The organism is Nonomuraea sp. NPDC050328 (assembly GCF_044459405.1).
GTDB lineage: Bacteria > Actinomycetota > Actinomycetes > Streptosporangiales > Streptosporangiaceae > Nonomuraea.
Window position 1 is genome coordinate 235,020 of record NZ_JBITIW010000008.1, and the last position, 25,375, is coordinate 260,394.

General features: G+C 72.9%; 19 protein-coding genes. 5 read left to right on the top strand and 14 right to left on the bottom strand.

The annotated features are described in order from the left end of the window. Positions 1-20: 20 nt before the first annotated feature. The 4 genes from ACIBG7_RS28705 to ACIBG7_RS28720 all read right to left on the bottom strand — a co-directional run bounded on the left by ACIBG7_RS28705 (position 21) and on the right by ACIBG7_RS28720 (position 5,406). Positions 21-836: a sulfurtransferase gene (locus ACIBG7_RS28705; protein ID WP_397338253.1), complete on the bottom strand. Its 816-nt coding sequence runs from the start codon at positions 834-836 to the stop codon at positions 21-23. Next, positions 833-1,957 (bottom strand): alkaline phosphatase family protein, encoded by a 1,125-nt coding sequence (locus tag ACIBG7_RS28710; RefSeq protein ID WP_397338254.1) that lies wholly within the window; start codon positions 1,955-1,957, stop codon positions 833-835. The genes ACIBG7_RS28705 and ACIBG7_RS28710 overlap by 4 nt, the downstream gene beginning before the upstream one ends. Positions 1,958-2,020: 63 nt before the next feature. After that, the gene (locus ACIBG7_RS28715; RefSeq protein ID WP_357921826.1) at positions 2,021-2,611 is read right to left on the bottom strand and encodes a DUF5998 family protein; all 591 of its coding nucleotides are present in this window, start codon (positions 2,609-2,611) and stop codon (positions 2,021-2,023) included. Between the two features lie 47 nt (positions 2,612-2,658). After that, on the bottom strand, positions 2,659-5,406 hold the full coding sequence (locus tag ACIBG7_RS28720; protein ID WP_397338362.1) for a GNAT family N-acetyltransferase: 2,748 nt from the start codon (positions 5,404-5,406) through the stop codon (positions 2,659-2,661). A 125-nt stretch (positions 5,407-5,531) separates the two neighbouring features. Here ACIBG7_RS28720 and ACIBG7_RS28725 point away from each other — a divergent pair, with 125 nt between their 5' ends. After that, positions 5,532-6,425, top strand: coding sequence for a sugar kinase (locus ACIBG7_RS28725; RefSeq protein ID WP_357921829.1), 894 nt, complete (start codon positions 5,532-5,534; stop codon positions 6,423-6,425). 373 nt (positions 6,426-6,798) lie between these two features. Here ACIBG7_RS28725 and ACIBG7_RS28730 read toward each other — a convergent pair whose 3' ends face one another. After that, a complete protein-coding gene (locus tag ACIBG7_RS28730; protein WP_357921832.1) occupies positions 6,799-8,874 on the bottom strand; it encodes a RecQ family ATP-dependent DNA helicase in 2,076 nt (691 codons plus the stop codon). A 116-nt stretch (positions 8,875-8,990) separates the two neighbouring features. On the opposite strand from ACIBG7_RS28730, the gene ACIBG7_RS28735 reads away from it, so the two are divergent. Continuing rightward, positions 8,991-10,418 (top strand): CARDB domain-containing protein, encoded by a 1,428-nt coding sequence (locus ACIBG7_RS28735; RefSeq protein ID WP_357921834.1) that lies wholly within the window; start codon positions 8,991-8,993, stop codon positions 10,416-10,418. 58 nt (positions 10,419-10,476) lie between these two features. Here ACIBG7_RS28735 and ACIBG7_RS28740 read toward each other — a convergent pair whose 3' ends face one another. The 8 genes from ACIBG7_RS28740 to ACIBG7_RS28775 all read right to left on the bottom strand — a co-directional run bounded on the left by ACIBG7_RS28740 (position 10,477) and on the right by ACIBG7_RS28775 (position 18,816). Then, positions 10,477-11,241: a PIG-L deacetylase family protein gene (locus ACIBG7_RS28740; RefSeq protein WP_357921836.1), complete on the bottom strand. Its 765-nt coding sequence runs from the start codon at positions 11,239-11,241 to the stop codon at positions 10,477-10,479. A 13-nt stretch (positions 11,242-11,254) separates the two neighbouring features. Further along, complete coding sequence (locus ACIBG7_RS28745; protein WP_397338255.1) at positions 11,255-12,445, bottom strand: ROK family transcriptional regulator; 1,191 nt, start codon at positions 12,443-12,445, stop codon at positions 11,255-11,257. A 2-nt stretch (positions 12,446-12,447) separates the two neighbouring features. After that, positions 12,448-13,278 carry a carbohydrate ABC transporter permease gene (locus ACIBG7_RS28750; RefSeq protein WP_357921842.1) on the bottom strand — a complete coding sequence of 277 codons (831 nt, stop codon included), beginning with the start codon at positions 13,276-13,278 and terminating at the stop codon, positions 12,448-12,450. After that, a complete protein-coding gene (locus tag ACIBG7_RS28755) occupies positions 13,278-14,159 on the bottom strand; it encodes a carbohydrate ABC transporter permease (protein ID WP_397338256.1) in 882 nt (293 codons plus the stop codon). Before ACIBG7_RS28755 ends, ACIBG7_RS28750 begins: the two co-directional genes overlap by 1 nt. Before the next feature lie 3 nt (positions 14,160-14,162). Beyond that, a complete protein-coding gene (gene ngcE / locus ACIBG7_RS28760) occupies positions 14,163-15,572 on the bottom strand; it encodes an N-acetylglucosamine/diacetylchitobiose ABC transporter substrate-binding protein (RefSeq protein WP_397338257.1) in 1,410 nt (469 codons plus the stop codon). Positions 15,573-15,738: 166 nt separating this feature from the next. After that, entirely contained in the window at positions 15,739-16,689 is a 951-nt protein-coding gene (locus ACIBG7_RS28765) for a BadF/BadG/BcrA/BcrD ATPase family protein (RefSeq protein ID WP_357921850.1), read from the bottom strand. Then, positions 16,683-17,933: a 6-phospho-beta-glucosidase gene (locus tag ACIBG7_RS28770; protein WP_397338258.1), complete on the bottom strand. Its 1,251-nt coding sequence runs from the start codon at positions 17,931-17,933 to the stop codon at positions 16,683-16,685. The genes ACIBG7_RS28765 and ACIBG7_RS28770 overlap by 7 nt, the downstream gene beginning before the upstream one ends. A gap of 61 nt (positions 17,934-17,994) precedes the next feature. Continuing rightward, positions 17,995-18,816, bottom strand: a complete 822-nt coding sequence (locus ACIBG7_RS28775; RefSeq protein WP_397338259.1) for a TauD/TfdA dioxygenase family protein — start codon at positions 18,814-18,816, stop codon at positions 17,995-17,997. A 51-nt stretch (positions 18,817-18,867) separates the two neighbouring features. On the opposite strand from ACIBG7_RS28775, the gene ACIBG7_RS28780 reads away from it, so the two are divergent. Beyond that, complete coding sequence (locus tag ACIBG7_RS28780; RefSeq protein ID WP_397338260.1) at positions 18,868-19,437, top strand: GNAT family N-acetyltransferase; 570 nt, start codon at positions 18,868-18,870, stop codon at positions 19,435-19,437. Between the two features lie 73 nt (positions 19,438-19,510). Beyond that, complete coding sequence (locus tag ACIBG7_RS28785) at positions 19,511-22,027, top strand: DNA topoisomerase IV subunit A (RefSeq protein ID WP_357921862.1); 2,517 nt, start codon at positions 19,511-19,513, stop codon at positions 22,025-22,027. A gap of 51 nt (positions 22,028-22,078) precedes the next feature. Here ACIBG7_RS28785 and ACIBG7_RS28790 read toward each other — a convergent pair whose 3' ends face one another. After that, positions 22,079-24,022 carry a beta-galactosidase gene (locus ACIBG7_RS28790; RefSeq protein WP_397338261.1) on the bottom strand — a complete coding sequence of 648 codons (1,944 nt, stop codon included), beginning with the start codon at positions 24,020-24,022 and terminating at the stop codon, positions 22,079-22,081. A gap of 109 nt (positions 24,023-24,131) precedes the next feature. Between ACIBG7_RS28790 and ACIBG7_RS28795 the strand changes: the two genes are divergently transcribed. Beyond that, positions 24,132-25,331, top strand: a complete 1,200-nt coding sequence (locus ACIBG7_RS28795; protein ID WP_397338262.1) for an ROK family protein — start codon at positions 24,132-24,134, stop codon at positions 25,329-25,331. Positions 25,332-25,375: the final 44 nt, after the last annotated feature.

Sequence of the window (25,375 nt, forward strand, 5' to 3'; positions counted from 1 at the left end):
GGGTCAGGCTGGGGCGGGGGTCAGGCGGTCTCGATCGGGCGGGACGGGTCGGCCGACCAGTTGGACCACGAGCCCACGTACAGGGCCGCACCGGGGTAGCCGGCGAGTTCGAGGGCGATCAGCTCGTGCGCGGCGGTCACGCCGGACCCGCAGTAGGCCCCCAGCGGGATCCCGTCCCGCACTCCCACGGCGTCGAAACGGGCCCGGAGCTGTTCTGCGGGCAGGAACCGCCCGTCGGGGCCGACGTTCCCGGTGGTCGGCACGTTGACCGCCCCCGGGACGTGCCCGGCCGCCGGGTCGATGGGCTCGGTCTCACCGCGGTAGCGCTCGGCGGACCGGGCGTCCACGAGGATCCCGGAACGGGCCAGGGCGGCGGCCTCGTCGGCGTCGAGGACGGGCAGCGCGCCCGGCTTGGCGACGAAGTCACCCGGCTCGACCTGCGGCTCGTCGGTGGTGGCCGGCCGCCCGTCGGCGGTCCAGGCGGCCAGGCCGCCGTCGAGCACGCGCACGTCCTGGTGGCCGAAGTACCGCAGCGTCCACCAGATGCGGGCGGCGATGGTGGAGCCGGCGTCGTCGTAGGCCACCACGGGGCGGTCGTTCGAGACGCCGAGCCGCCGCATCGCCGCCTGGAACGCCTCGGTCTCGGGCAGCGGGTGCCGGCCGCCCGCGCCGGCCGGACCGGCGAGGTCGGCGTCGAGGTCGCAGTAGGCGGCGCCGGGGATGTGGCCTTCGCGGTAGAAGGTGACGCCGGGCGGGCCGCCCAACCGCGACCGCACGTCGAGCAGGGTCACCTCGCCCAGCGCGTCGAGCTCGGCCAGGGTGATCAACGGACTCATCGGGTGCTCACTTCCAGAAGCGGGACGTGCTGCTCCAGCGCGGTCAGCGAGCCGTGGTACCCGGTGAAGGTGGCCTCCAGCGAACCGGTCCGCGAGGCGACGATGGCCAGCTCACCGTAGGGAACCGCGACCACGTCGCCGATGCGCCCGAGCCATTCGGATCTTACTCGGGGGCCGAACCAGCCGGCCTCGACCGCCTCGCCGCGCGAGAGCACCCACGCCTGCCCGGCCAGCCGCTCGCGCCACGAGTCGAGCACGGCCCCGGCCGCGCCGGACTCGGCGTAGACGTGCCGGGCGCGGGAGTCGCCGCCGAGCATGGCCACGCCGGCGGTGAGCGCCGGGTCGGTGTCGGCGTCGGCCTTGGCGGTGGCGTTGACCATGCCGTGGTCGGCGGTGACGTAGAGCGCCGAGCCGGGCGGCAGCGCCTCGGCCAGCCGCCGGGCCAACTCGTCGACGACGGCGAGCTGGTCGAGCCATTCGGGGCTGCCCCAGCCGCACAGGTGCCCGTAGGCGTCGAGGTCGCCGTAGTAGACGGTCACGTGCGCGCGTGGTTCGGCCAGGGCGCGGCGGGTGGCCTCGACCCGCTCGTCCACGGTGTTGGCGGCCAGGTAGCGGGCGCCGCGGTAGACCGCGCGGGTCAGGCCGGTGCCCTCGAACTCGGCGGGGCCGACGTAACTGGTCGCGATCCCGGCCCCGGCCGCGCGCTGGAAGACGGTGGGGGCGGGCTGCCACTCCAGCGGGTCCATGTCGAGGCCGCCGGGCAGCGTCCAGCGCAGGCAGTTGAACAGGTGGCCGGTGCCGGGCACCGCCAGGACCATGCCGAGCATGCCGTGCTCGCCCGGCGCGAGCCCGGTGCCGAGCGTGCACAGGCTGGTCACCGTGGTCGCGGGGAAACCCGAGGTGAGCGTACGGCCGGCCGCGGCGGACAGGAAGGGCGCGCGTTCGGGATGGGCGCGCAGGAGATCGGCGCCCAGCCCGTCGACGAGCAGGACGACCACGCGCCGGACGGGTTCGAGGCCGAGCGGGTTGGGGCCGGGCAACCCGAGCGCGGCCAGCACCGAACCGGGCAGCTCGGCCAGCGTGGACCCGCCGTAGGCGGGCAGGAGCGGCTCATGCCGCATGGGCACCTCTGGAGGGTCAGGAGGCGGCTGGGTTCGCTGCCTCGGCGTCGGAGGCGGCTCGGTTCAGGAGGCGGCGCGGGCGGTGGCCTCGGAGAGGGACTTGGCGAAGGCCAGCACGTGCGAGACGGCTTCCGGCCCGTCGGCGGCCTCGCTGACCCGCAGCGACAGGTCGTCGGCGGTGATCGCGCCGGTATAGCCGTGGTCGGCCTCGCAGTTCTCGTCGCCGCAGGTGGCCGGTTCGAGATCCACGTGGGAGATGGCGCCCCAGCCGATGGTCAGCGTGACCTCGGTGGGGGCGACGCCCGGCGCGTAGGCGGCGGGGTCGGGCACCACGCGGGTCACCGCGACCGACTGGATGCGGCTCAGGCGGACCGCCTCGGTGGTCGTGGAGGCGTGGGAGGCGGAGACGCCCTCGACCGCCGGATGCTCGTCGGTGTGGCAGACCAGCAGCCGCCCGGCGGTGAGCACCAGGACGGTGACGTGCCGGCGGACCTCCATGGCGGGGTCGAAGGTGGCCTCGTGGTGCACCACGAAGGCGGTCACGGCTTCCTTGCCCAGCGCGGATTCGACCGCATCGGTGACGAGGTCGGGGTAGTAGCCGCTGCGCTCGATCGCTTCACGCAGGCCCGCGGCTGAGACTCGGGTTTCCCTCATGGGTCCATCCTGCCAGGAGCGGGGCCTCGTCTCACACTGCCGCGGGATCACAACAGGCGGCGTGGCCCCCCGTCGAGGCGCGGGGCGTCGGGGGTGGCCAGGACCGCCCGCGCGCCGAGCACGATCGTCTCGGACTCGCCGACGAGCACCTGGTCGAGGTCGAGGCGGGCCAGTTCGGGCAGGTCGTGCGCCAGGCGGGCGACGCGGACGAGCAGGTCCTCCAGCGCCCCGACCGCGACCGGGGGGTAACCGTACTCGCCCAGGAGCAGCGGCGCGGCGCGCACGGAGCGGACCAGTTCTGCGGCGTCCTGGCGGGTCAGGGGGGCCAGGCGGAAGCTCTCGTCGCCGAGCAGCCGGGCGGTGACCTCGCCGAGGCCGAAGGAGACGACCGGGCCGAAGGCGGGGTCCTCCACCACGCTGACCACGGTCGGTACGGCCGGCTGCGGGGCCATGCGCTGGACGGCGAGCGGGGCGTCGGGGCCGAAGCGGGCGACGAACTCCTCGTAGGCGTGGCGCACGCTCTCCGGGCCGGACAGGCCGAGCCGTACGGTGCCGGCCTGGCGGGAGGCGCCGGGGCCGGTCAGCTTGAGCACGACCGGCCAGCCCATGCGCTCGGCCTCGAAGGCGGCCTCCTCGGGCGAGGAGACCGGCTCGGACGGCCAGACCGACAGGCCGTAGCAGGCGAGCAGGTCGGTGGGGTCGAGCTCCACCCGGCGTTCGGGCGCGTCGGCCCGCCCGGAGCGGTCCCCCGGATCGCCAGAAGCGGAGCCGCCGGGAGCAGCGTGGCCGGGAGCAGAGTCGCCGGGAGCAGGGTCTTCGAGGGCGGCCTCGACGAGGGCGCGGGCGCGCTCGGGGTCGAGGTCGTCCAGCTCGGGCGGGTAGTCGGCGGGCCGGTCGCGCCAGGCGGCGTAGGCGGTCGCGCGGGCCAGCGCGCGCACGGCCTCCTCGGGCGCGGCGTAGGAGGGGATGGGCGCGAGCGCGGGATGCATGCCGAGGTAGCCCTCGAAGGTGGCCACGACCGGCTTGCCGCTGTCGGCCGCGACCCGGGCCAGCTCGGCGGCGACCGCGTCGCTGCCGCCGGGCACGGGCGGCATGTAGATCACCACCGCGGAGTCGACCTCGCCGGAGCCGAGCAGGCCGGCCAGGGCGCTGCCGTACTCCTGTGCCCCGGCGGCGGCCCCCAGGTTGACCGGGCGGCCCGGCTCCAGCCCGGCGCCCAGGCAGGAGTCCACCGCGAGGTGGCCCATGGCGTCCGAGTTGGTCACCAGGCCCACGCGCGGCCCGCGCGGCAGCGGCTGGTGCGCCAGGAGCTGACCGACGTCGAAGAGCTGGATGAGGTCGTCCACCCGGATCACGCCGGACTGCTCGAACAGCGAGCTGATCGCCGAGTCGGGCAGGCCCAGCTCGGTGCCGGAGTGGGACTTGGGCGCGCCGAGGCTCTTGACCACCACGATCGGTTTGCTCTGCGAGATGCGCCTGGCCAGCCGGGTGAACTTGCGCGGATTACCGAGCGACTCCAGGTAGAGGAGGATGACCTCGGTGGCCGGGTCCTCCTCCCAGTACTGCAGCAGGTCGTTGCCGGAGACGTCGGCCCGGTTGCCGGCGCTGACGAAGGACGAGATGCCCATGCCGCGCTGCGCCACCCGCTGGAGCAACGCGGTGCCGAGCGCGCCGGACTGGCTGAAGAAGCCGACCCGGCCACGGCCGGGAACGGTGGCGGCCAGGGTGGCGTTGAGCCGGACCGCCGGGTCGGTGTTGGCGATGCCCAGGCAGTTGGGGCCGACCACGCGCAGGCCGTACGCGCGGGCGAGGCTGGCCAGCTCGTCCTGGCGGGCCTTGCCGGCCGCACCGGTCTCGCCGAAGCCGGAGGAGACCACGACCAGGCCGTGCACCCCCTTCTCGGCGCACTCCTTGACCACGTCGATGACGCTGTCGGCGGGGACGGCCACGACGGCGAGGTCCACCTCGTCGTCGATCGCGGTGACGCTCGGGTAGGCCCGCACCCCGGCGACCGCGCGCACCTCGCGGTGGACCGGGTAGACCGGGCCCGTGAAGTCGGCTGCCAGCAGGTTGCGCAGCACGGTCTGGCCGACCCCACGGGGCTCGCGCGAGGCGCCGATGACCGCGACCGAGCCGGGCGACAGCAGCCGGGCGATGGACCGGGCCTCGGCGCGGTGCTCGCGGGCGGCGGTCACCTCGGCGGAGGTCTCGGTGGGCGTGAGGTCGAGCGTCATGCGGACCACGCCGTCGGCGAACCGGCTCTGCGCGGTGTAACCGGCCTGGCGCAGCACGGCCATCATCTTCATGTTGGCCGGCAGCACGTCGGCGACGAAGTGCTCGATGCCGTTCTCCCTGGCGGTGGCGGCGAGGTGCTCCAGGAGCACGCTGGCCACGCCCCGGCCCTGATGGGCGTCCTCGACCAGGAAGGCGACCTCCGCCTCCCCCGGATCGATCCGGTCGTAGCGGATGACCGCCACCATCTCGGTGCCGATCGTGGCGATCAGCGCGACGCGGCCGGTGTAGTCCACGTTGGTGAACCACTCCACCTCGCGGTCGCTCAGCTTGGGGCGGGGACCGAAGAAACGGAAATAGATCGACTCGTCCGACAGCCGGGAGTAGAAGGCGCGCAAGAGGCCGGCGTCCTCCGGGCGGATCGGGCGGACATGCGCGGTCCCGCCGTCGGTCAGGACGACGTCCGCCTCCCAGTGGGCGGGGTAAGGGCTGTGCGGTGCCTCCACAGTCTCGAGCGTAGTCCCGTGCCTCACGTGCGCCTCCGCTGGGCAACGCTTGTGCATCGACTGCATCGCCGAACTGGCTCTCTCCCCCACGAGCCGCCGGGAAGCTGTTACTTTTTGCCTTGGCGACGATAGGTTCTTCGCCAAGGCCGGGCTCGTTCTGAAGGCAGCAAGGTGGTGGCATCATGACGCGGGTCGTCGTGGTGGGCGATCTCATGACCGACGCGCTGGCGCGCGCCCGTTATGCCCTCGCCCGCGCCAGTGACACTCCCGCCACGGTCACGATGCACGGCGGCGGCTCCGGCGCCAACGTCGCCTCGTGGCTCGCGGTCGAGGGCGCGGAGGTGGCCTTCATCGGCCGTCGTGGCGCCGACATCACCGGGCGTAACCGCGACATGGAACTGATGGGCTACGGCGTCGACGCCCGGCTCGTCATGGACCCCGAACGCCCCACCGGCACCTGCGTGGTGCTGGTGACGCACAAGGGCGAGCGCACGCAGCTGTCCGACCCCGGGGCCAACGCGGCGCTCTCCCCCGAGGACCTGCCGCGTGACCTGTTCACCCAGGGCAGTCATCTGCACTTGTCCGGCTACACGCTGATGAACGAGGGCTCACGTGAGGCCGGGTTCGCGGCGCTGGACATGGCTCGGCGGGGTGGGATGTCCATCTCGGTCGACTGCGCCTCCACCGCGCCGCTGGAGCGCATCGGCGCCGAGCCGTACCTCGAGTGGACCAACGGCGCCAAGCTGCTCTTCGCCAACGCCGACCAGGCCAAGCTGCTCACCGGCCGGGACGACCCGGCTGCGGCGGCCAAGGTGCTGACCGCCTGGTTCCCGCAGGTTGTGATCAAGCTCAACAAGGACGGGGCGCTCTGGTTCACCAACGGGCGTAGCGAGCCGGTGAAGGTTCCGGCCGTGCCCGTGGACCGGGTGGTCGACGGCACCGGTGCGGGTGACGCCTTCGTGGCCGGGATGCTGCCGCCTTGGCTGGCCGGCAAGCCGCCGGCGGAGTCGCTGGCCGCCGGCTGCCACCTCGCCGCCCAGGCCATCAGCCACCTCGGCGCCCGCCCCCGCCTCTAACCGCCCCGACCTCTAACCGGACCGGCCAGTAACCGGACCAGCCTCTAACCGGCGCGCCTCTAACCGGCCCAGCCTCTTTCCGGTTGGCCGGGTTGGCCCGGTCGGTGCGGCCGGTGCGGCTTGGTTGGGTGAACCGGCCCTCGGCTGCCGCTGTCCGTCTGCTGGCGGCCTTGACCACTCCACCCACTCCCCCACCTGCCCGGCGCGCTCGGGCGGCCCGCCCAGACCCGGCCCCCTGTACGGCCCGCGTCCCGCTCGGGCGCGCGCCCCCGATGCGGTCGTCTGTACGGCCCGCAGCCCCGGTGGCCGGGGCGGCTAGCCGTACATCTTGGGTGGGTCCCAAGGAGCGGCCCCCGCCCAGGTAGGGCTGCGGTTAGGAGGTGGCGGCCAAAGCCAGGGGGAGGACGGCGGGGGCGCCGGCGTGGCGGACGAGGGCGGTGGCCAGGGTCATGGTCCAGCCGGTGTCGATCCGGTCGTCCACCAGCAGCACCGGCCCGCCGCAAGCCGCGATCCGCCCCCCGAGCTCGCGCGGCATGGCCAGGGTGGCGCGGATGGCCTGCACCCGCTTGGCGCTGTTGAACTGGCTCCCCGGCGACCCGGCGCGGTAGCCCAGCTCGCCGAGGTAGTCGAGCCGCCCGATCTGGGCCAGCCGCTCGGCCAGGCTGCGGACGAGCTGCGGCCGGGAGCCGGAGGGCAGCGAGACCACCGCGACCGGCCGCTCGGCCCACCCCCAGGTCTTGAGCACCTGCACCACGCCCTGGAAGACCTCGTCGGGCAGCGGCCCGTCGGGCTGGCTGAAGAGGTCGCGCAGCCGGTTGCCCCAGCCGATGTCGGTCAGCCGCCCGAGCGCCCGCCCGGGCTGGGCGCCGAGCTCGGGCTTGATCCGTCCGGACAGGTCGGCCAGCCCGGTGGGCCACTGCCGGCGGGCCTCGATCTCGATGCCGGGCCTGGACAGCCGCTCGCGGGCGTCGTCGAGCGCCTCGGCCCGCACGTCGGCGCTGCGGTGGGCGCCGGTGCAGTTGTCGCAGCGCCCGCAGGCGGTGGCGGCGTCGTCGTCGAGGCAGCGGCGGAGGTACTCCTCCCGGCAGCCGGTGGTGGTGAGGTAGCCGAGCATGGCCTCCTGCTCGCTCCGCCGGGCCTCGGCCACGCGGGCGTAGCGGTCGGCGTCGTAGGACCACGGTTCGCCGGTGGACTCCCAGCCGCCCTTGACCCGGCGGACCGCGCCGTCCACGTCGAGGACCTTGAGCATCATCTCCAGGCGGGTGCGGCTCAGGTCGACGCGGCTCTCGAGGGCCTGGGTGGACAGCACACCTCCTTCGAGCGCGGCCAGCGTGGCGCGGACCTGGGGTTCGGGCGGGAAGGCGAGGGAGCCGAAGTAGGCCCAGATCTCCTTGTCCTCCGCGCCGGGCAGCAGGATGACCTCGGCCCGCTCGACGCCGCGGCCGGCCCGGCCGACCTGCTGGTAGTAGGCGACCGGGGACTGCGGGGCGCCGACGTGGATGACGAAGCCCAGGTCGGGCTTGTCGAAGCCCATGCCGAGCGCGCTGGTGGCCACCAGCGCCTTGATCTTGTTGGCGAGCAGCGCCTCCTCGGCCTCCAGCCGTTCGGCGGGGTCGGTCTGCCCGGAGTAGGCGCGCACCTCGTGGCCCTTGTCGCGCAGGTAGGCGGCGATCTCCTGGGCGGCGGCCACGGTCAGGGTGTAGACGATGCCGGAGCCCGGCAGCTCGTCGAGGGTCTGGGCGAGCCAGGCCAGCCGCTGCTCGGCGCTGGCGGGCCGTACGACGCTGAGGTGGAGACTGTCGCGCTCCAGCGGCCCGCGCAGGACCAGGGTGTCCTCGCCCATCTGCTCGGCGACGTCGTGGGTGACGCGGGCGTTGGCGGTCGCGGTCGTGGCCAGCACCGGGATGCCCGGCGGCAGCTCCTCGAACAGCCGCGCCAGCCGGCGGTAGTCGGGCCGGAAGTCGTGGCCCCAGTCGGAGATGCAGTGCGCCTCGTCGACCACGACGAGGCCGGCGCTCTCGGCCAGTTCGGGCAGGACGTTGTCGCGGAAGTCGGGGTTGTTGAGCCGTTCGGGGCTGACCAGCAGCACGTCGACCAGGCCCTCGGCGACCTGCTCGTAGACGCGGGCCCAGTCCTCGGGGTTGGCCGAGTTGATGGTCACCGCGCGGATGCCGGCCCGCTCGGCGGCGGCGATCTGGTTGCGCATCAGCGCCAGCAGGGGCGAGACGATGACCGTGGGCCCCTCGCCGAGGTCGCGCAGCAGGCCGGTGGCCACGAAGTAGACCGCCGACTTGCCCCAGCCGGTGCGCTGCACCACGAGCACCCGGCGGCGCTCCATGACCAGGGCCGCGATGGCGTTCCACTGGTCGTCCCGGAGCCGGGCGTGCTCGCCCGCCAGGGCCCTCAGCCGCTCCTCGGCCTCCTCGCGCATCAGCGCCGCTTCGTCCATGGCTCCTTTGTTACCAGGTCTGACCGACGCTTCGCCCCGGCCAAGGCTGGGAAAAGCTGTCGCCTGCCCCTGTGTCGTTCCATCGTCGCAGGTCAGGCGGGTCGGAGAGTCGGTTCATGACTGTCGCGATCCTGGTGGTGCTGGCCCTGTCGGTCCTGCCGTTCGGCGGGGGCGCGCGGGCGGCCCAGCTCCAGGTCACCAAGACCGTGTCGCCCGACCCGATGATCATCGGAGCGGAGTCGGTCTACACCCTGACCGTGCGCAACACCGGCGACACGCCGGCCACGGACGTGGTCGTCACCGACACCCTCGACCCGAACCTGACACCGGGCGCGCTGCCCGCCGGCTGTACGGCGAGCGGGCAGACGGTGACCTGCGGCGGCCCAGGCACGGCCATCCCGCCCGGCGGCGAGCTGACGCTGAGCATCCCGGTCACCGTGGACTCCGCCCTCGCCGACGGCACCAACCTGCGCAACGGCTTCACCGCGGACGGCTCGAACACCGCCCCCGCCACGGGGCAGCTCATCTCGCAGACCCGGACGGTCACCGACGTGGAGATCACCAAGTCGGGCCCGGCCACGGTCGAGCAGGACGGCACGATCACCTACACCGTGGTCGTGGTCAACCACGGCCCCTCGGACGCGGTGGACGTGACGGTCCAGGACCCGACCGACGGCAACCTCACCGAGATCGTCGACCTGCCGGCCGAGTGCCCCGCGAGCGGCCTGACGGTGTCGTGCCCGCTGGGCAGGCTCAAGCCCGGCGAGCGGCGGGAGTTCACCTTCACCGTCCGGGTGCGGGCGCCCGGGGGGACGCAGATCGACAACTGCGCCACGGTCTACACCGGCAGCCGCGAGAACGAGACCGGCAACAACGTCTCCTGCGTGTCGACCGTCGTGCAGCCGCCACCCCCGATCACGGGCGGCGAGCCCGACCTCGACCTGGACAAGAGCGGTCCGGCGGTCGCCCGGCCCGGTGACACCTACGAGTACACGGTCGTCATCGCCAACGACGGTGACGCCACGGCGGAGAACGTGGTGGTCACCGACCTGGTCGACGGCAAGCTCACCGTGGCGGACCTGCCGCCGGGGTGCGCGCTGGCCGGGGGGACGGTCCGGTGTTCGGTGGGCGATCTGGCGCCGGGCGAGAGCAGGACGCTCACCTTCGGCGTGCGGGTGAGTTCGGGAGGCGACGGGGACGTGATCCGCAACTGCGCGGTGGGCACGACGACCACCGCGAACCGGGGCGGCCGGGGGGCGGAGTGCGTGAGCACCGAGATCGACGGGCCGGCTCCCAGCCCGTCGCCGACGCCCTCGCCTTCCGGTTCGCCGACGCCGCGGCCCACGTCCAGCGAGCCCGGCCCGTCAACCGACGGGCCGGGAAAGCGCGGGCATGCGGGTGACGGACCCAGGCACCGGCCGCACGGGGACGTGCTGCCCATGACCGGTGCGCCGGTGGCGCTGGGCGTGGCCGGGGCCGTGGGGCTGATCGCCGCCGGGGTGGGGCTGCGCCTGGTCGCCCGCCGCCGAGGCCGCGCGGCCTGACGCCGGGCGCGGCGCCCGGCCAGGCCGGCGGGCCTGGGGGCGACCCTGCGCCCGGAGGTCAGCGGGCTCGGAGCGTGGCGAAGGGCAGGAGGTCGAGCAGTTCGCCCTCGGCCGGCCGCCGGCCGTACGGGGCGAGCTGGAAGGTCTCCGGCCCGATGTGCTCGGCCCAGTGCTCGCTGACGAAGGTACGGCAGGCCGCCACGTCGGCGGCGTCGGGCACCTTGGCCAGCAGCCCGCGCTGGAACGGCGCGTACTCCAGGAACTGCGAGGCGTGCGCCAGGCAGGCGTCGAGCTTGGCCTCCAGCACCGGGGCGACGTCCACCACGACGTCGTCCCGGTGGACGGGCCGCGAGACGTAGTCGGTCATCAGCAGGCAGACCGGCTGCCGGTCCAGGGCCGGCTTGCCGCACTCGACGTTGCGGGTGGTGGAGAACTCCACCGCCTGTCCGGCGAGCTTGCCGGCCGCGCGGTTGTCGGGGTGGCCGCCGCCGTCGGCGTGCAGCGCGACCACCAGGTCGGGCCGCCAGCCGCGGATCTCCCGCAGGACGCGCAGCCGCAGGTCCACCGTGGGTTCGAGGAAGCCGTCGTGCACGTCGTCGAAGATCTCGTAGGTGGTCACGCCGAGCGCGTCGGCCGCCCGCCAGGCCTCCTCGGCGCGGCGGCGGGCCAGGGGGGCTCGTTCCATCTCGTGGTGCCCGGCGTCACCGTTGGTGAGAGTCAGGAACTTCACCGCGTGTCCGGCCCGGGCCAGCAGGGCGGCGGTGCCGCCGGCGTAGATCTCGGGCTCGTCGGGATGGGCGGCGATCACCAGGGTGCGCAACATGTCTCAGCTTTCGTCAGGGGATTTGCTCGCCGGTACGGCCTGCCGTACCGGCTTGGAAGACCCGCTCGCGGGCCAGATCGAGGGCGTAGCGGACGGCGCCTTCGAGCACGCTGCCGCCGCCGGCGCGGCCCACGGTCACGGTGACCGGGGCCAGGCCGGTGGGGGCGAGCAGTGCGGCGACGCGGGCGCGCAGGGGTTCGCCGCCGGCCACGCAGAGGGGGCCGCTCAGCACGACGCAGCCCGGGTCGAGCACGCCGACGGCGGCGGTCACGGCGACCGCGACCCGCGCCGCGACATCGTCAAGGAAGGATTCCGTGGAGTCCTCGCGCAGGAGGGCGGCCACCTCGGCCAGGGAGGCGGCCGGTGTGGCGGAGAGGCCGTGGGCGGCGGCGAGGGCGGCCAGCGGGGCGGCGCCGAGCAGGGCGCCGAGCGGCCCGCCCTCGGGTCCGTAGAGCCGCCCGCGGCCGACCGGGTCCGGCACGATCACCGAGCCGACCTCGCCGCCACGCCCGGTGACGCCCCGCCAGAGCGAGCCGTCGAGCACGGCGCCCGCGCCGACGCCGCCGCCGATCCAGAGCAGGACGAAGCTCTGGCCCTCGCGGTCGGCCAGCTCGCGGATGGCCACGAGGTTGACGTCGTTCTCCAGCCGGAAACGTTCGGCGCCGAGCGCGTCGCGCAGGTCGGCCAGGTCGTCGAGGTGGGACCAGCCGGAGAGCTGGACCGCCTGGCTGAGCCGCTGCCCGCCGGACTCGACGATGCCCGGCACGCCGAGCACGATCTGGTCGAGGTCGTCGAACCCGAGTCCGGCCTCGGCGGCGGCCGCGGCGACGGCGGCGGTCAGGAACTCCACGGCGTCGGCCCCGGGCCCGGGGGCCTGGGCGCGGTGCCGGCCGAGGACCGTGCCGGTCAGGTCGGCGACCGCGACCTCCACGGCGTCGGCGGTCAGGTCGGCTCCGGCGACGAGCGCGGCGCCGCCCTCCAGCTCCCACATCTGCGCGGCCGGACCGGCGTTGCCCGGCTTGGTGCCGGCCTTGCGGGCCAGCCCGCCGTTCTCCAGGCGGCGCAGCACCTCGGCGGCCGACGCCTTGGACAGGCCGGTGTGCAGCTCCAGCTCGGCGCGGGTGAGGGTGCCGTGGCGCAGCAGCAGTTCGAGGGCGGCGCGCTCGTTGAGGGTGCGGAAGACCGTGGGATTCCCGGTGGACATGCTTACTTCACGGCTCCTGAGGTCAGCCCGGACTGGATGTGTCGCTGGAAGACGATATAGGCGACCACGACCGGCAGGACCGTCATGCTCAGGGCGGCGAACAGGGCGGGCCAGTCGGCCTCGTAGCCCGCGATGGTGGAGATGTCGGCGATGCCCTGGGTGATGACCCACTTGCTCTTGTCGCCGGGCAGGAGCACCAGCGGCAGGAGGTACTGGTTCCACTGGCCGAGCACGTTGAAGATCGTCAGGCTGACCAGTCCGGGCTTGGCCATGGGCAGCATGATCTGGAAGAACGTGCGGGTGTGCGAGGCGCCGTCCATCATCGCCGCCTCCGCGACCGCGTCCGGCAGGCCGCGGAAGAAGGAGGTCAGGAAGAAGACGGTGAACGGCAGCGAGTAGGCGATGTAGACCAGCACCAGCCCCACGTGCGAGTCGAGCAGCCCGAGCCCGTCGACCACGAAGAAGAGCGGGACCAGCGCCAGGAAGACCGGGAAGGCCATGCCGGAGACGAACAGGAAGTAGATCGCCCGGTTGCCGGGGAAGCGGTAGCGCGCCAGCACGTAGGCGGCCATCGAGCTGAGCAGCATCGTGCCGAGCACCCCGAAGAACACCACGACCACCGTGTTCAGCAGGTAGGTGCCGACGTTCGCCTTCTCCCAGGCGCGCAGCCAGTTGTCCCAGCGCAGCTCGCCCGGCAGTTGCAGGGCGTCGCCGAAGATCTCGGCGTTGCTCTTGAAGGAGGCCAGCAGCGTCCAGATCAGCGGGCCGATGATCAGCAGCGCCCACACCACCAGCACGGCCTGGGACAGGCCGCCGAAGAGCCTGCGGCGCATCAGTACACGATCCTCTCTCGCCTGGTGACCCGCATCGTCACCGCGGCGAAGGTGAGGGTCAGGAAGAACAGCGCCACGCCCATCGCCGAGGCGTAGCCGAAGCGCGAGTAGCCGAAGGCGTTCTTGTAGATCTCGGTGGCCAGCACCGTGGTCGCGCCGTCGGGGCCGCCCTGCTCGATGGAGAGCACGTTGACCAGGGCGAAGGCGTCGAAGGCGGCGATGCCGAGGTAGATCCAGCCGACCTGGACGGTGTCCCGGATCAGCGGCAGCGTGATCCGGAAGAACAGGGTCAGCCGGCCCGCGCCGTCGAGCGACGCCGCCTCGAAGACGTCCTTCGGGATGGCCGCCATGCCCGCGGAGAAGAGCACCATGTAGAAGCCGACGGCCTGCCACACCATCACCGCGATGATCGACCAGAGCGCCAGCCGCTGGTCGGTCAGCCACCCGACCGGCTCCAGCCCGACCTTCATCAGCGCGCCGTTGAGCACGCCGCTGGAGTCGGGCCGGTAGACGGCCTTGAACAGCACGCCCACCACCGCGACCGCGAGCACCTGCGGCAGGAAGAAGACGACCCGGTAGAAGCCCGAGCCCCTGACCCCGCCCTGCGCGTTGAGCAGGTAGGCGAAGACCAGGGCCAGGGCGATGGTGGCCAGCGGCATGGCGACGAGCAGGACCACGTGGTTGCGGATCGCCTGCCAGAAGGCGTCGTTGCCGAACAGCCGCTGGAAGTTGTCGAGCCCGACGTAGTGGAGCCCGGCCGACACGCCCCGCCAGTCGGTCAGCGCGATCTGGAACGCCTGCGCGTACGGGCTGATCACGAAGACGAGGTAGAGCGCGACGGGGAGGATCAGGAACCCCGCGACGAAGCCGTGCCGCCGCATCGGTCAGACGCTCCGGGTCTGCTTGGCGATCGCCGGGTCGTTCTTGAGCTCGTCGGCCTTCTTCTGCATGTTCGCGCAGAACTGCTCGGGGGTGCTGCGTCCGGCCATGACCGAGTTGGTCTGGGTCTGGGCGTGGTCGAACAGCTCCTTGTACCAGGTCTCGAAGCGGGCGTCGGTGATCGTGTCGCGGCCGGCCGCCTCCTGGGCCTTGGCGGCGCTGTTGACCGCCGAGGTGAGCTGGAGGCCGTCGACCACGCCGTTGACCACGGTGAGGTTCTTGGTGAGCTCGGTGTAGCCGCGTGCGCCCTCCCGGGAGAGCATCATCCGCAGGTACTCCAGGCCGCCCTGCGGGTTCTTGCCCTTGGCGCCGACGAAGAAGGCCTCGGACACGCCGACGAAGATCGCTTCGTACGGCAGGGCGTCGGCGGCGGTGATGCTGGGGACCGGGGCGATGGCGTACTCGAAGGTGTCCGGCCGGTCCTTGGCCATCTCGTTCTCCAGCCAGGAGCCGCACGGGTAGAACAGGACCTTGTCCTGCAGGTGCTTGATCTGGGTCTGGGTGTGGTCGAGGCCGAAGTAGGCCTTGTCGCCGAAGTCCTTCTGGATCTGCGCCCAGGCGGCCACGGCCTGCCGTACCGGGTCGGCGGTCCAGGCGCCGTCGGCCAGGTTGTCGATGTCGAGGATGACCTGGTTGCCACCGATCTTGGCGGCGCTGTAGACGAGGTTCCAGAGCTGGTAGAAGGGGCCGACCTGGCCGGGGTAGGCGAACAGGGCGATGCCCGCCTTCTTCGCCTCCTCGCCGAGGGCGTTGAACTCGGCCCAGGTCTTGGGCGCCGTCCAGCCCTTGGCCTCGAACAGCTTGGCGTTGTACCAGAGGGCGCGGTGGGCGACGGTGTACTGCAGCACCCGGGGGACGCCGTCGATCAGGGAGTTCTCGTAGACGCCGCCGACGAGGGTGTCCTTGACCTTCTTGTCGGGGAAGGCGAGCGAGGGGGCCTCGAACAGCGGGGTGAGGTCGGCGAGGTGGCCTTCCTGGACGAGGGCCTGCAGGTCGAGGGCCTCGGGGCCGGAGTTGTTGACCACGTCGGGGACGTCGCCGGCGATGAAGCGCGGGCGGAGCTGCGTGCCGACCTTCTGGGTGGCGACGTGCTTGATCCTGGCGTTCGGGTAGGCCTTGCTGTAGGCGGCCTCGTGCAGGTCCACGGCGTACTTGTCGCCGTTGCCGCCGCTGAAGATGACCACTTCGAGCGGGGCGGCGGCCTGGACGCCGAGCGGGTTGGCCGCCGACGTCGCGGCGGCCGTGGCGGTGGCGGCAGGAGTCGCGGTACGGCTGGCGGTCGCGCAGGCGGCGAGGGGGGCGGCCAGCGCGGCGAGACCGAGCCCGCGCAGGACGTCGCGGCGGTTGGGGGACATGGCTCCTCCTGAGCGCTAACCGTCTGGATACTTTCCAGACGGTTAGCGGCTGACTCTAGGAGGGCAGGTCGAGCGGCGTCAAGAGCTCCCCACGGAAAGGGAGAAAGGGCGGGCGGGCCCGGGTCCCCTCCTTGGCCCGGGCGCCGGCCTCACCTGGTCGTGCGGCTCAGAACTGGGCGCGGAGGCGGGCCTTGGCCTGCTCCGTCGCCCCGATCCGGTCGAGCGCCGCCAGGGCGGCCCCGGCGATCGGCGGCAGTTCGGCCACGACCTGCCGGGCCAGCGGCGCGGCCTCGGCGAAGCGCTCGTCGAGCAGCGAGGTGAGCAACGGGTCACGAGCCCGCAGCACCCCTCCCCCGAGCACCACCTCGACCGGCTCACCGAGCAGGCCGAGCCGCCGCAGGCAGACCCCGGCCATGGCGACGACCTCGTCGGCCATCCGCCGCACCAGCCCGAGGGCGATCGGGTCGCCCCCGGCGGCCACCTTGAACAGCCCCGGGGTCAGCTCCAGGAGCCGGTCCCGGTCGAGCCGGCCGAAGTGCACGTCCAGCACGACCTCCTCGACGCTGGCCGCGCCGAAGTGGGTCTTGACCAGCTCGGCCAGCTCGGTCGGCTCGCCGCGGCCGTCCTCGGCGCGGATGGCGTGCCAGAGGGTCTCCCCCGACAGGCCCTGCCCGCCGCCCCAGTCGCCGCTGATCGGCCCGAGGGACAGGAACCGCGCCGTCTCGCCGCCGGGTGCGACGCCGACCGCGTTGATGCCCGCGCCGCACACCACGGCCACACCCCACGGGCCGGACGCGCCGGCCCGCAGCAGGGCGAAGGTGTCGTTGCGCACGACAACCTCGCCGGCCAGGCCGCGCGAGCCGATCTCGGCGGCCAGGGCCTCCTCCTCTTCCGGCAGGTCGGCCCCGGCGAGGAAGGCGACGAGCTGCTCCACCGGCTCGGTCAGGCCCATCACCTGCCGCACGACGCCGTCGATGACGTCGGCGGCGGCCTGGACGCCCTCGCTCTGCGGGACGAACGGGCCGCCCCGGCCGCGCGCGAGGATCTCGCCGGAGGAGTCCAGGAGCAGCACGTCGGTCTTGCTGTTGCCGCCGTCGACGGCCAGCAGCCTCACCACTTCAGGTACTTCCCGTTCGCCTCCAGCAGCAGGCCGGTCAGCTCGGCGGCGATCGCCTCCTGCCCGACGAGGGGGTGGGCCAGCAGGGCGTTGCGCACCCGGTCGGCTCCGCCGTACCGCGCGGCTTCCAGGGCCAGCTCCTCGTAGGCGGAGACGGCCGCGATGAGGCCCGCGTACAGCGGCTCGACCGGCTCGACCGGCAGCGGGACGGCGCCGGTCGCGGTGATCTTCGCGGGCACCTCGATGACCGCGTCGTCGGCGAGGAAGGGCAGCGTGCCGTTGTTGCGGGTGTTGACCACCTGCACGTCGCCGCGGTCGCCGAGCAGCGAGGCGATCAGCGCCACGGCGGCCTCGGAGTAGAAGGCGCCGCCGCGCTTGCCGAGCAGCTCGGGCTTGGTGTCGACGGCCGGGTCGGCGTAGAGCTTGAGCAGCTCCTCCTCCATCGCGGCCACCTCGGCGGCGCGCGAGGGAGCCGACTTCTGCTCCTCGACCACGAGGTCGTGGGCGTAGAAGTAGCGCAGGTAGTAGGAGGGCACGACCTGGAGCCGGGTGATCAGCTCGACCGGCAGCTTGAGGTCGTCGGCGATCTCCTGGGCGCTGTCGGCCAGGAGCTTGGGCAGCACGTTCTCGCCGTCGACGTAGACGGCCCGCTCCCAGGTGAGGTGGTTCAGCCCGACGTGGCCGAGCTGGACCTGCTCGGGGGTGAGGCCGAGGCGGGCGGCGAAGCGGCGCTGGAAGCCGATGGCGACGTTGCACAGGCCGATGGCGCGGTGGCCGGCGTCGAGCAGGGCGCGGGTGACGATGCCGACCGGGTTGGTGAAGTCGACGATCCAGGCGTCGGGGGCGTGCGTGCGCACCTGCTCGGCCAGCTCCAGCACGAGCGGGACGGTGCGCAGGGCCTTGGCCAGGCCGCCGGCGCCGGTGGTCTCCTGCCCGACGCAGCCGCACTGCAGCGGGAGGGTCTCGTCGACGTTGCGGGCGGCCTGGCCGCCGACGCGGAGCTGGAACAGCACGGCCTGGGCGTCCTTGACGCCGGCCGCGACGTCGGCGGTGGCGACGACCTTCGCCGGATGCCCGGCCTTGGCCAGCATCCGGCGGGCGACGCCGGCGACCAGGTCGAGGCGCTCGGCGTCGGGGTCGATGAGGGCGATCTCGGTGAGGGGCAGGTCGTCGCGCAGGCGCGCGAACCCGTCGATCAGCTCGGGGGTGTAGGTCGAGCCGCCTCCGACAACGGCGAGTTTCACAGTGGCACTCCAAGATTCCAGACGTTAGGAAACTTTCCTAATTCGGGAATCTAGCAGGGGCTCACCGATCCTGATGCTCCGGGAAGGCGTTGACCGTCACCCGGTGCATGCGCCGCCGCTCGGTGTAGTCGGCCACCGCGTAGTGCTGGGTGGGCCGGTTGTCCCAGAACGCCAGCGTGCCGGGCCGCCACTGCAGCCGGCACTGGAACTCCGGCGAGCGGATGTGGTCGATGAGCATCGGCAGCAGCGCCTCGTTCTCCCGGTCGCTCAGCCCCACCAGCCGGGTGGTCGAGGCCCGGTTGACGAACAAGGCCTTGCGCCCGGTCTCGGCGTGCACACGCACCACGGGCCGCTCGATCGGCGGCCACCTGGCCTGGATCTCCTCCAGGACGAAGGGGTGTCCCTTGGAGATCGCCTTCTTCATCGAGGCGGTGATGTCGTGGACCGCGGTCAGCTCGTCGCACAGCCGCTGGAGCGGCTTGGAGAGCGACTCGTAGGCCAGGTAGGTGTTGGCCCAGCAGGTGTCGCCGCCCACGCTCGGCAACTGCACGCACCTCAGCAGCGACCCCATGGGCGGGGTGGGCTCGAAGGTGTTGTCGCTGTGCCACTCGTCGCCGCCCTCGCCCTTGGGGTCGGTCTGGTCGAGCACGTGGATGGGACTGGCGGAGTCCTTCTTGAAGGCCGGGTGGTTGAGGGTGCCGAAGTTGAGCGCGAACTGCAGGTGCTGCTCGTCGTCGATGTGCTGGTCGCGGAAGAACAGCACCAGGTGCCGGAGCCACCCCGCACGCAGGGTCGCCACTTCCTCGGCCGACAGCGGTTTGCGCAGGTCGACGCCGGTGACCTCGGCGCCGATGTGCTTGGTCACGGGATGGAACTCAATCATGCACCGACGCTATTACCAAGCAATTGCTTGGTCAAGATTAGGATGAGGGCCATGGACGTCACCACCTGGTACCTGGAGCAGACCTCCCCCGGCGACCTGGTCGCGGCCAAGCCGCCCCGCCTGGAGATCGAGGTGGTGCGGGCCGAGATCCCGAACCCCGAGTTCAGCCGCTTCCTCTACACCGCCGTCGGCGGCGACTGGCACTGGACCGACCGGCTGGCCTGGAGCTACGGCCGCTGGACCGCCCTGCTGGAGCGGCCCGGCTTCGAGACCTGGGTGGCCTGGCACCGCGGCACCCCCGCCGGTTTCGCCGAGTTGGAGGCGCACCCGGAGGGCGAGGTGGAGATCACCAGCTTCGGCCTGCTCCCCTGGGCCATCGGCCAGGGGCTCGGCGGCCACCTGCTGCACACCGGTACGGCACGCGCCTGGGACCTGGCCTCGCGCTGGCCCGGCCTGCCCGGAACACGCCGCGTCTGGCTGCACACCTGCACGCTGGACGGGCCGCACGCGCTGGCGAACTACCGGGCCCGTGGCTTCCGCGTCTACCAGGAGAAGCTCAACGAACCGGGCGACCGTCCCGAGGGCCCCACGCCCGGCCCGTGGCCCGGCGCGCGGGGGTGAGCCGGGGGTGACAGGCGGCGCAAGCCGTACATAATGCTCCGGCGGTCGCGGGCACCGCCAATTCTTCGGCACAATGTTCGACATGGCCCGACGCACCACCACACCCCCGCCCGAGGATTTCGAGGAGCGGATCGTCGACATCGACGTCTCCTCCGAGATGCGCACCAGCTTCCTCGAGTACGCCTACTCGGTGATCTACCAGCGGGCCCTGCCCGACGCGCGCGACGGTCTCAAGCCGGTGCAGCGCCGCATCCTCTACTCGATGAGCGAGATGGGCCTGCGCCCCGACCGGGGCCACGTCAAGTCCTCGCGCGTGGTGGGCGACGTGATGGGCAAACTCCATCCACACGGCGACAGCGCGATCTACGACGCGCTCGTCCGGATGGCCCAGCCGTTCTCCATGCGGCTGCCCATGGTCGACGGGCACGGCAACTTCGGCTCGCCCGACGACCTGCCCGCCGCGATGCGGTACACCGAGGCGCGGCTGGCCCAGGCGGCCATGCTGATGACCGAGTCCATCCACGAGGACACGGTCGACTTCAAGCCCAACTACGACGGCCAGGAGACCGAGCCCACGGTCCTGCCGTCCGCCTTCCCCAACCTGCTGGTCAACGGCACGACCGGCATCGCGGTGGGCATGGCGACCAACATGGCGCCGCACAACCTCGTCGAGGTCGTCGCGGCCGCCCGCCACCTGATCAAGAAGCCCGACGCCACGCTCGACGAGCTGATGCGTTACGTCCCGGGCCCCGATCTGCCGACCGGCGGCACGATCATCGGCCTCGAAGGCGTCCGCGACGCCTACGAGACCGGGCGCGGCACCTTCCGCATGCGTGCCAAGTGCGCGATCGAGCAGATCACCCCGCGCCGGCGCGGCATCGTGGTGACCGAGCTGCCCTACAACGTGGGCCCCGAGCGCGTCGTCACGAAGATCAAGGAGCTGGTCAACGCCAAGAAGCTCCAGGGCATCGCCGATCTGAAGGACCTCACCGACCGGCACAAGGGCCTGCGCCTGGTCATCGAGATCAAGAACGGCTTCGTGCCCGAGGCGGTGCTGGAGGAGCTCTACCGGCTGACGCCGATGGAGGAGACCTTCGGCATCAACAACGTCGCCCTCGTCGACGGCGAGCCCCGCACGCTGGGCCTGCGCGAGCTGCTCCAGGTCTACGTCCAGCACCGGCTGGAGGTCGTCCGGCGGCGCAGCGAGTTCCGGCGCCGCAAGCGCGAGGAGCGCCTCCACCTGGTCGACGGCCTCATCGTCGCGCTGCTCAACATCGACGAGGTCATCCAGGTCATCCGCTCCAGCGACGACTCCGCGCAGGCGCGCACGCGCCTCATGGAGGTCTTCGACCTGTCGGAGATCCAGGCCGCCTACATCCTCGACACCCCGCTGCGCCGGCTCACCAAGTACGACAAGCTGGAGCTCGACAGCGAGAAGGCGCAGCTCAGCGAGGAGATCGCGGCGCTCACCGCGATCCTGTCCTCCGACGCCAAGCTGCGCGAGGTCGTCTCCGGCGAGCTGGCCGAGGTGGGCAAGAAGTACGGCACGCCGCGCCGCACGGTCCTGCTGGAGGCCTCCGGCGTGACGCGCTCGGCCACGGTCACCCTGGAGGTGGCCGACGACCCGTGCCTGGTGCTGCTGTCCTCGACCGGTCTGCTGGCCCGCACCTCCGACGCCTCGCCGCTGGCCGGGGAGGGCGAGCGGTCGGCCCACGACGTGCTGGTCGCCGCGGTGCGCACCACCGCGCGGGCCGAGGTCGGCGTGGTCACCTCGCTGGGCCGGGTGATCCGGGTCTCGGTGCTCGACCTGCCCATCCTGCCGCCGTCGGCCAACCCGCCGTCGTTGTCGGGCGGGCATCCGGTCTCGGAGTACGTGGTGCTCGCCCCGGAGGAGAAGGTCGTCGGGCTCGGCTCGCTCGACCCGGCCGGGCCGGGCCTCGCCCTCGGCACCGCCCAAGGCGTGATCAAGCGGGTGGTGCCCGAGTATCCGGTCAACCGGGACGACTTCGAGGTGATCACCCTCAAGGACGGCGACACCGTCGTCGGCGCGGTCGAGCTGGAGTCGGAGGAGCACGACCTGGTGTTCATCTCCTCCGACGCGCAACTGCTGCGGTACCCCGCCTCCGTCGTGCGCCCCCAGGGGCGGCCGGCGGGCGGCATGGCCGGCATCCGGCTCGACGGGGACGCCCGGGTGGTCTGGTTCGGTGTCGTCGATCCGGCCCGGCCGGCCCAGGTCGTCACGGTCGCCGGGTCCTCCACCGCGCTGCCGGGCACGCAGGTCGGCGGCGGCAAGGTCTCCGACTACGCCGAGTTCCCGCCCAAGGGCCGGGCGACCGGCGGGGTGCGGGCGCAGCGGTTCCTGAAGGGCGAGGACGTGTTGTTGCTGGCCTGGGCGGGTCCCGCGCCGGCCAAGGCGGTCTCGGCGACCGGCAAGCCGATCCCGCTGCCGGAGGAGATCGGGCGGCGCGACGGGTCGGGCATGCGCCTGACGCACACCATCGGCGCGGTGGGCGGCTCCCTGGCCGCCGGCGCCCCGGCCGCCGAGCCCGCGGCCCCCGATCAGCTCGGCGAACCGGCCGAGCAGGGCTGACGAACGGACGGCCGGGTCTCCTGCGGGGAGGAGACCCGGCCGGCACGGGGGTCAGGTCAGGTGGAACAGGTCGGCGGGGTGGCCTGCGGTGCGGGTGTCCCTCCCGTAGGTCACGCTGGCCTCGACCGCTGAGCCGAGGAAGGCGTTGGTCCCCTTGACCAGCACGTCGTCCAGCCGTCCCCCGGCGAGCCGGATGATCGCCGCCCCGCCCCGGCAGGTGACCAGCGAGACCGTCCCGTCGGGGGTCTCGACCTCGACCACCCCCTCGTGCGAGTCGGCGGCCAGCACGGTCAGGTAGCGCACGTCCAGCTTCGGATGCACCCGCAGGTAGGCGTCGGCGACCCCGCGCACCACCCGCACCGGCGACTCCCCCGACGAGGAACCGGCCGAGCTCCCGGCCAAGGCGTCGGCGAGCAGCGTGCACGGCCGGAAGTGCTCGTCCAGCACCGGCACCTCCCCCTCCACCACGACCACGCCGCCCTGGCCGAGGTAGCCGGCCAGGGCCTCCTGCGCGGCCCGCCCCAGGAACGTCCCGCCCGGCAGCGTGATCGAGGCGTGCCCGGCCAGCTCGGCGGCGTCGGCGTGCTCCAGGTCGACCAGCACGTAGTCGAGCCCCGCGGCCCGCATCCGCGCGTGGTAGGCGAGCAACGACCGCCCGCACGAGTGCCCGGCCACGCCCGCCGCCGCGACGGGGGCCTGCGGCGCGTAGAGCCCGAAGGCCCCGCCGGTCACCGGCTTCGCCGCCAGGAACTCGCCGCCGTGCCGGGCCAGGAAGCCGGCCATCGCCCGCACCACCGGCGCCTTTCCGGTCGCGCTCCCGTCGGCCGCGATCGGCGCACAGTCCGGGTACGGCGCAGCATGCACCGAGTCCAGCGCTCGGCTCCACCCCGACGTGGCCGCCGCCGTGTAGACGTTCACCCCGGTCGCCCCGGCCGCCAGCGCCAGCAGCGACTGGTGGAAGCTGGTGGCGGCGTCGGCGTAGGCCCGGTCGTACAGCTCGGAGAAGCCCCAGTTCTCCTCCAGGTTCGGCCCAGGGAAGAGCTTGGCGGCGATCACGTAGCGGGCGTGCGCCTCGGGGTCGGCCGAGACGACGCCCATCCAGTTGGTGAAGCCGTAGTGGATGCCCGTCCAGTCGCGGGGCCGCACCCGGGCGAGCCAGTCGTCGAGGTGGGCGACGGTGGGCGGGTTGAGGTTGACCACGATCGGCAGGGTGGTGCCGGTCGCCTCGCTCCAGCGGCGGTAGACCTCGGCGAGGTAGGCGGCGTGGAAGCGCCCCCAGTCGGCGGCCGCCGCGAGTCCCTCGGCGGAGGGCGGCTGGTCCCAGGAGTGGCCGTGCACGCGGGCGTACTCCTGCGGCGTGCCGTACCACTCGCGCAGCCGCTCCCGGTAGAAGGCCAGGCCGGACGGGCTGTAGTCGTAGGCGGTCAGCGGCAGCGCGCCGTTGGTGTAGAGGCCCTCGTTGGCGATCTGCACCAGGACGACCGGCCCGCCGGGGTCGAGCACCTCCTTGCCGACGGCGGCCAGCCACTGCTCGGCGTGCGCGGCGAAGGCGGGGCCGAGCGGCGCGGGCAGCACCCGCCCGCCCCAGGTGGAGGGCCTGCCGTCGGCGTCCAGCAGGGCTTCGATGCGCGGGTCGGCCGTGGGGCAGACCCAGTCGGGCAGGCCGCCGTAGTCGACCTCGGCGTGGATGAACGGGCCGGGTTTGGCCACGACCTTGAGCCCGAGTTCCGCACACAGGCGCAGGAAGCCCAGCACATCGGTGGCCGGGTCGGTGCGGCCGGTGAAGTCGGGCTCGCGGCCGGGAGCGGGCTGGTGGTGGCGCCACGGCAGGTAGCAGGTGATGATCTCGATCCCCAGCTCGTCGCGGATCGCCCGCAGCCGGTCGGCCCAGACCGAGGGATGGTCCCGGTAGTAGGGGTAGTCGGCGGTGACGAGCGCCGTGGGCACTCCGTCGATGACGGTGACTCCGTCGCGGACCTCGATGGCCACGCTCACGCTCCCGAGAGTTATTTTACGACGTGTACTAATGAGGCTGGCACAGCGATCGCCCTCGGCTCAAGCCCTCTCCCTGCCTTATTTCGCGTTCTGTCCTAAGATGCTCGCCATGATGCAGGCACGACGGCGAACGGTACGAGACCTGCGCCGGGGCAACCGCGAGACCCTCCTTCGCGCGCTGTTCTTCGGCGGCCCGGCCAGCCGGCACGAGCTGACCGCCCAGACCGGGCTGAGCGCGGCGACGGTCAGCAACGTCACCGCCGACCTGCTGGCCGACGGGGTGATCGCCGAGGCCGGCCAGGTCGAGTCGGACGGCGGGCGCCCGCGCGTGCTGCTGCGCGTCAACCCCGACTACGGCTACGCCATCGGCGTGGACGTCGGCGAGACGCACGTCCGGGTCGAGCTGCTCGACCTGGGCATGAACGAGCTGGCCCGCACCGACTACGCGTTGCGCCCGGCCCGGCACGACGTCGAGCTGGTGGTGCGGCACATCCTGGCCGGGGCCGACTTGGTGCTGTCGGAGGCCGGCGTGCCGCGCGAGCGGGTGCTGGGGCTCGGCGTCGGGGTGCCCGGCCTGGTCGAGCCCGGCCCGGAGGCGGTGATCCACGCCCCGACCTACGGCTGGCAGGGCGTCGCGCTCGGCACACTGCTGCGCGCCGGCACCGAGCTGCCGCTCTTCGTGGACAACGGCGCCAAGACGATGGGCCAGGCCGAGCTGTGGTTCGGCGCGGGCCGCGGGGCGAGCACCGCGGCGGTCGCGCTGGTCGGCTCGGGGGTGGGCCTGTGCCTGGTGACCGACGGCGGCATCTACCGTGGCGCGTCGGGCAGCGCGGGCGAGTGGGGGCACATGACGGTGGCGGCCGGCGGCCGGGCCTGCCGCTGCGGCAACCGCGGCTGCCTGGAGGCGTACGCGGGGGCCGAGGCGGTCCTGGACCGTTACCGCGAGCTGGTGCCGGGCGAGGCGGGCGAGGAGGAGCCGGCCTTCGCCGCGTTGCTGGCCGATCGTTCGCCGGAGGCCGAGCGGGTGCTGGCCGAGACCGTGCACTACCTGGGCGCGGGGCTGGGCACGCTGATCAACCTGCTCAACCCGGAGCGGATCGTGCTGGGCGGCTGGGCCGGGCTGCTGCTGGGGCGGCGGTTCCTGCCGGAGATCCGGGAGGCCGCGCGGGCGCATTCGCTGGCCCTGCCGTACGAGCGGACCGGGATCGAGCTCGGCCTGCTGGGGCCGGACGCGGTGGCGCGGGGGGCGGCGACGCTGGTGGTCGACGGCTTCCTGCTGGACAGCCAGCGAGCCCTGCAGAGCGTGTGACGCCGGGATGAGCACGGCGTTGCCGAGCTGTTGCCACTTTTTTT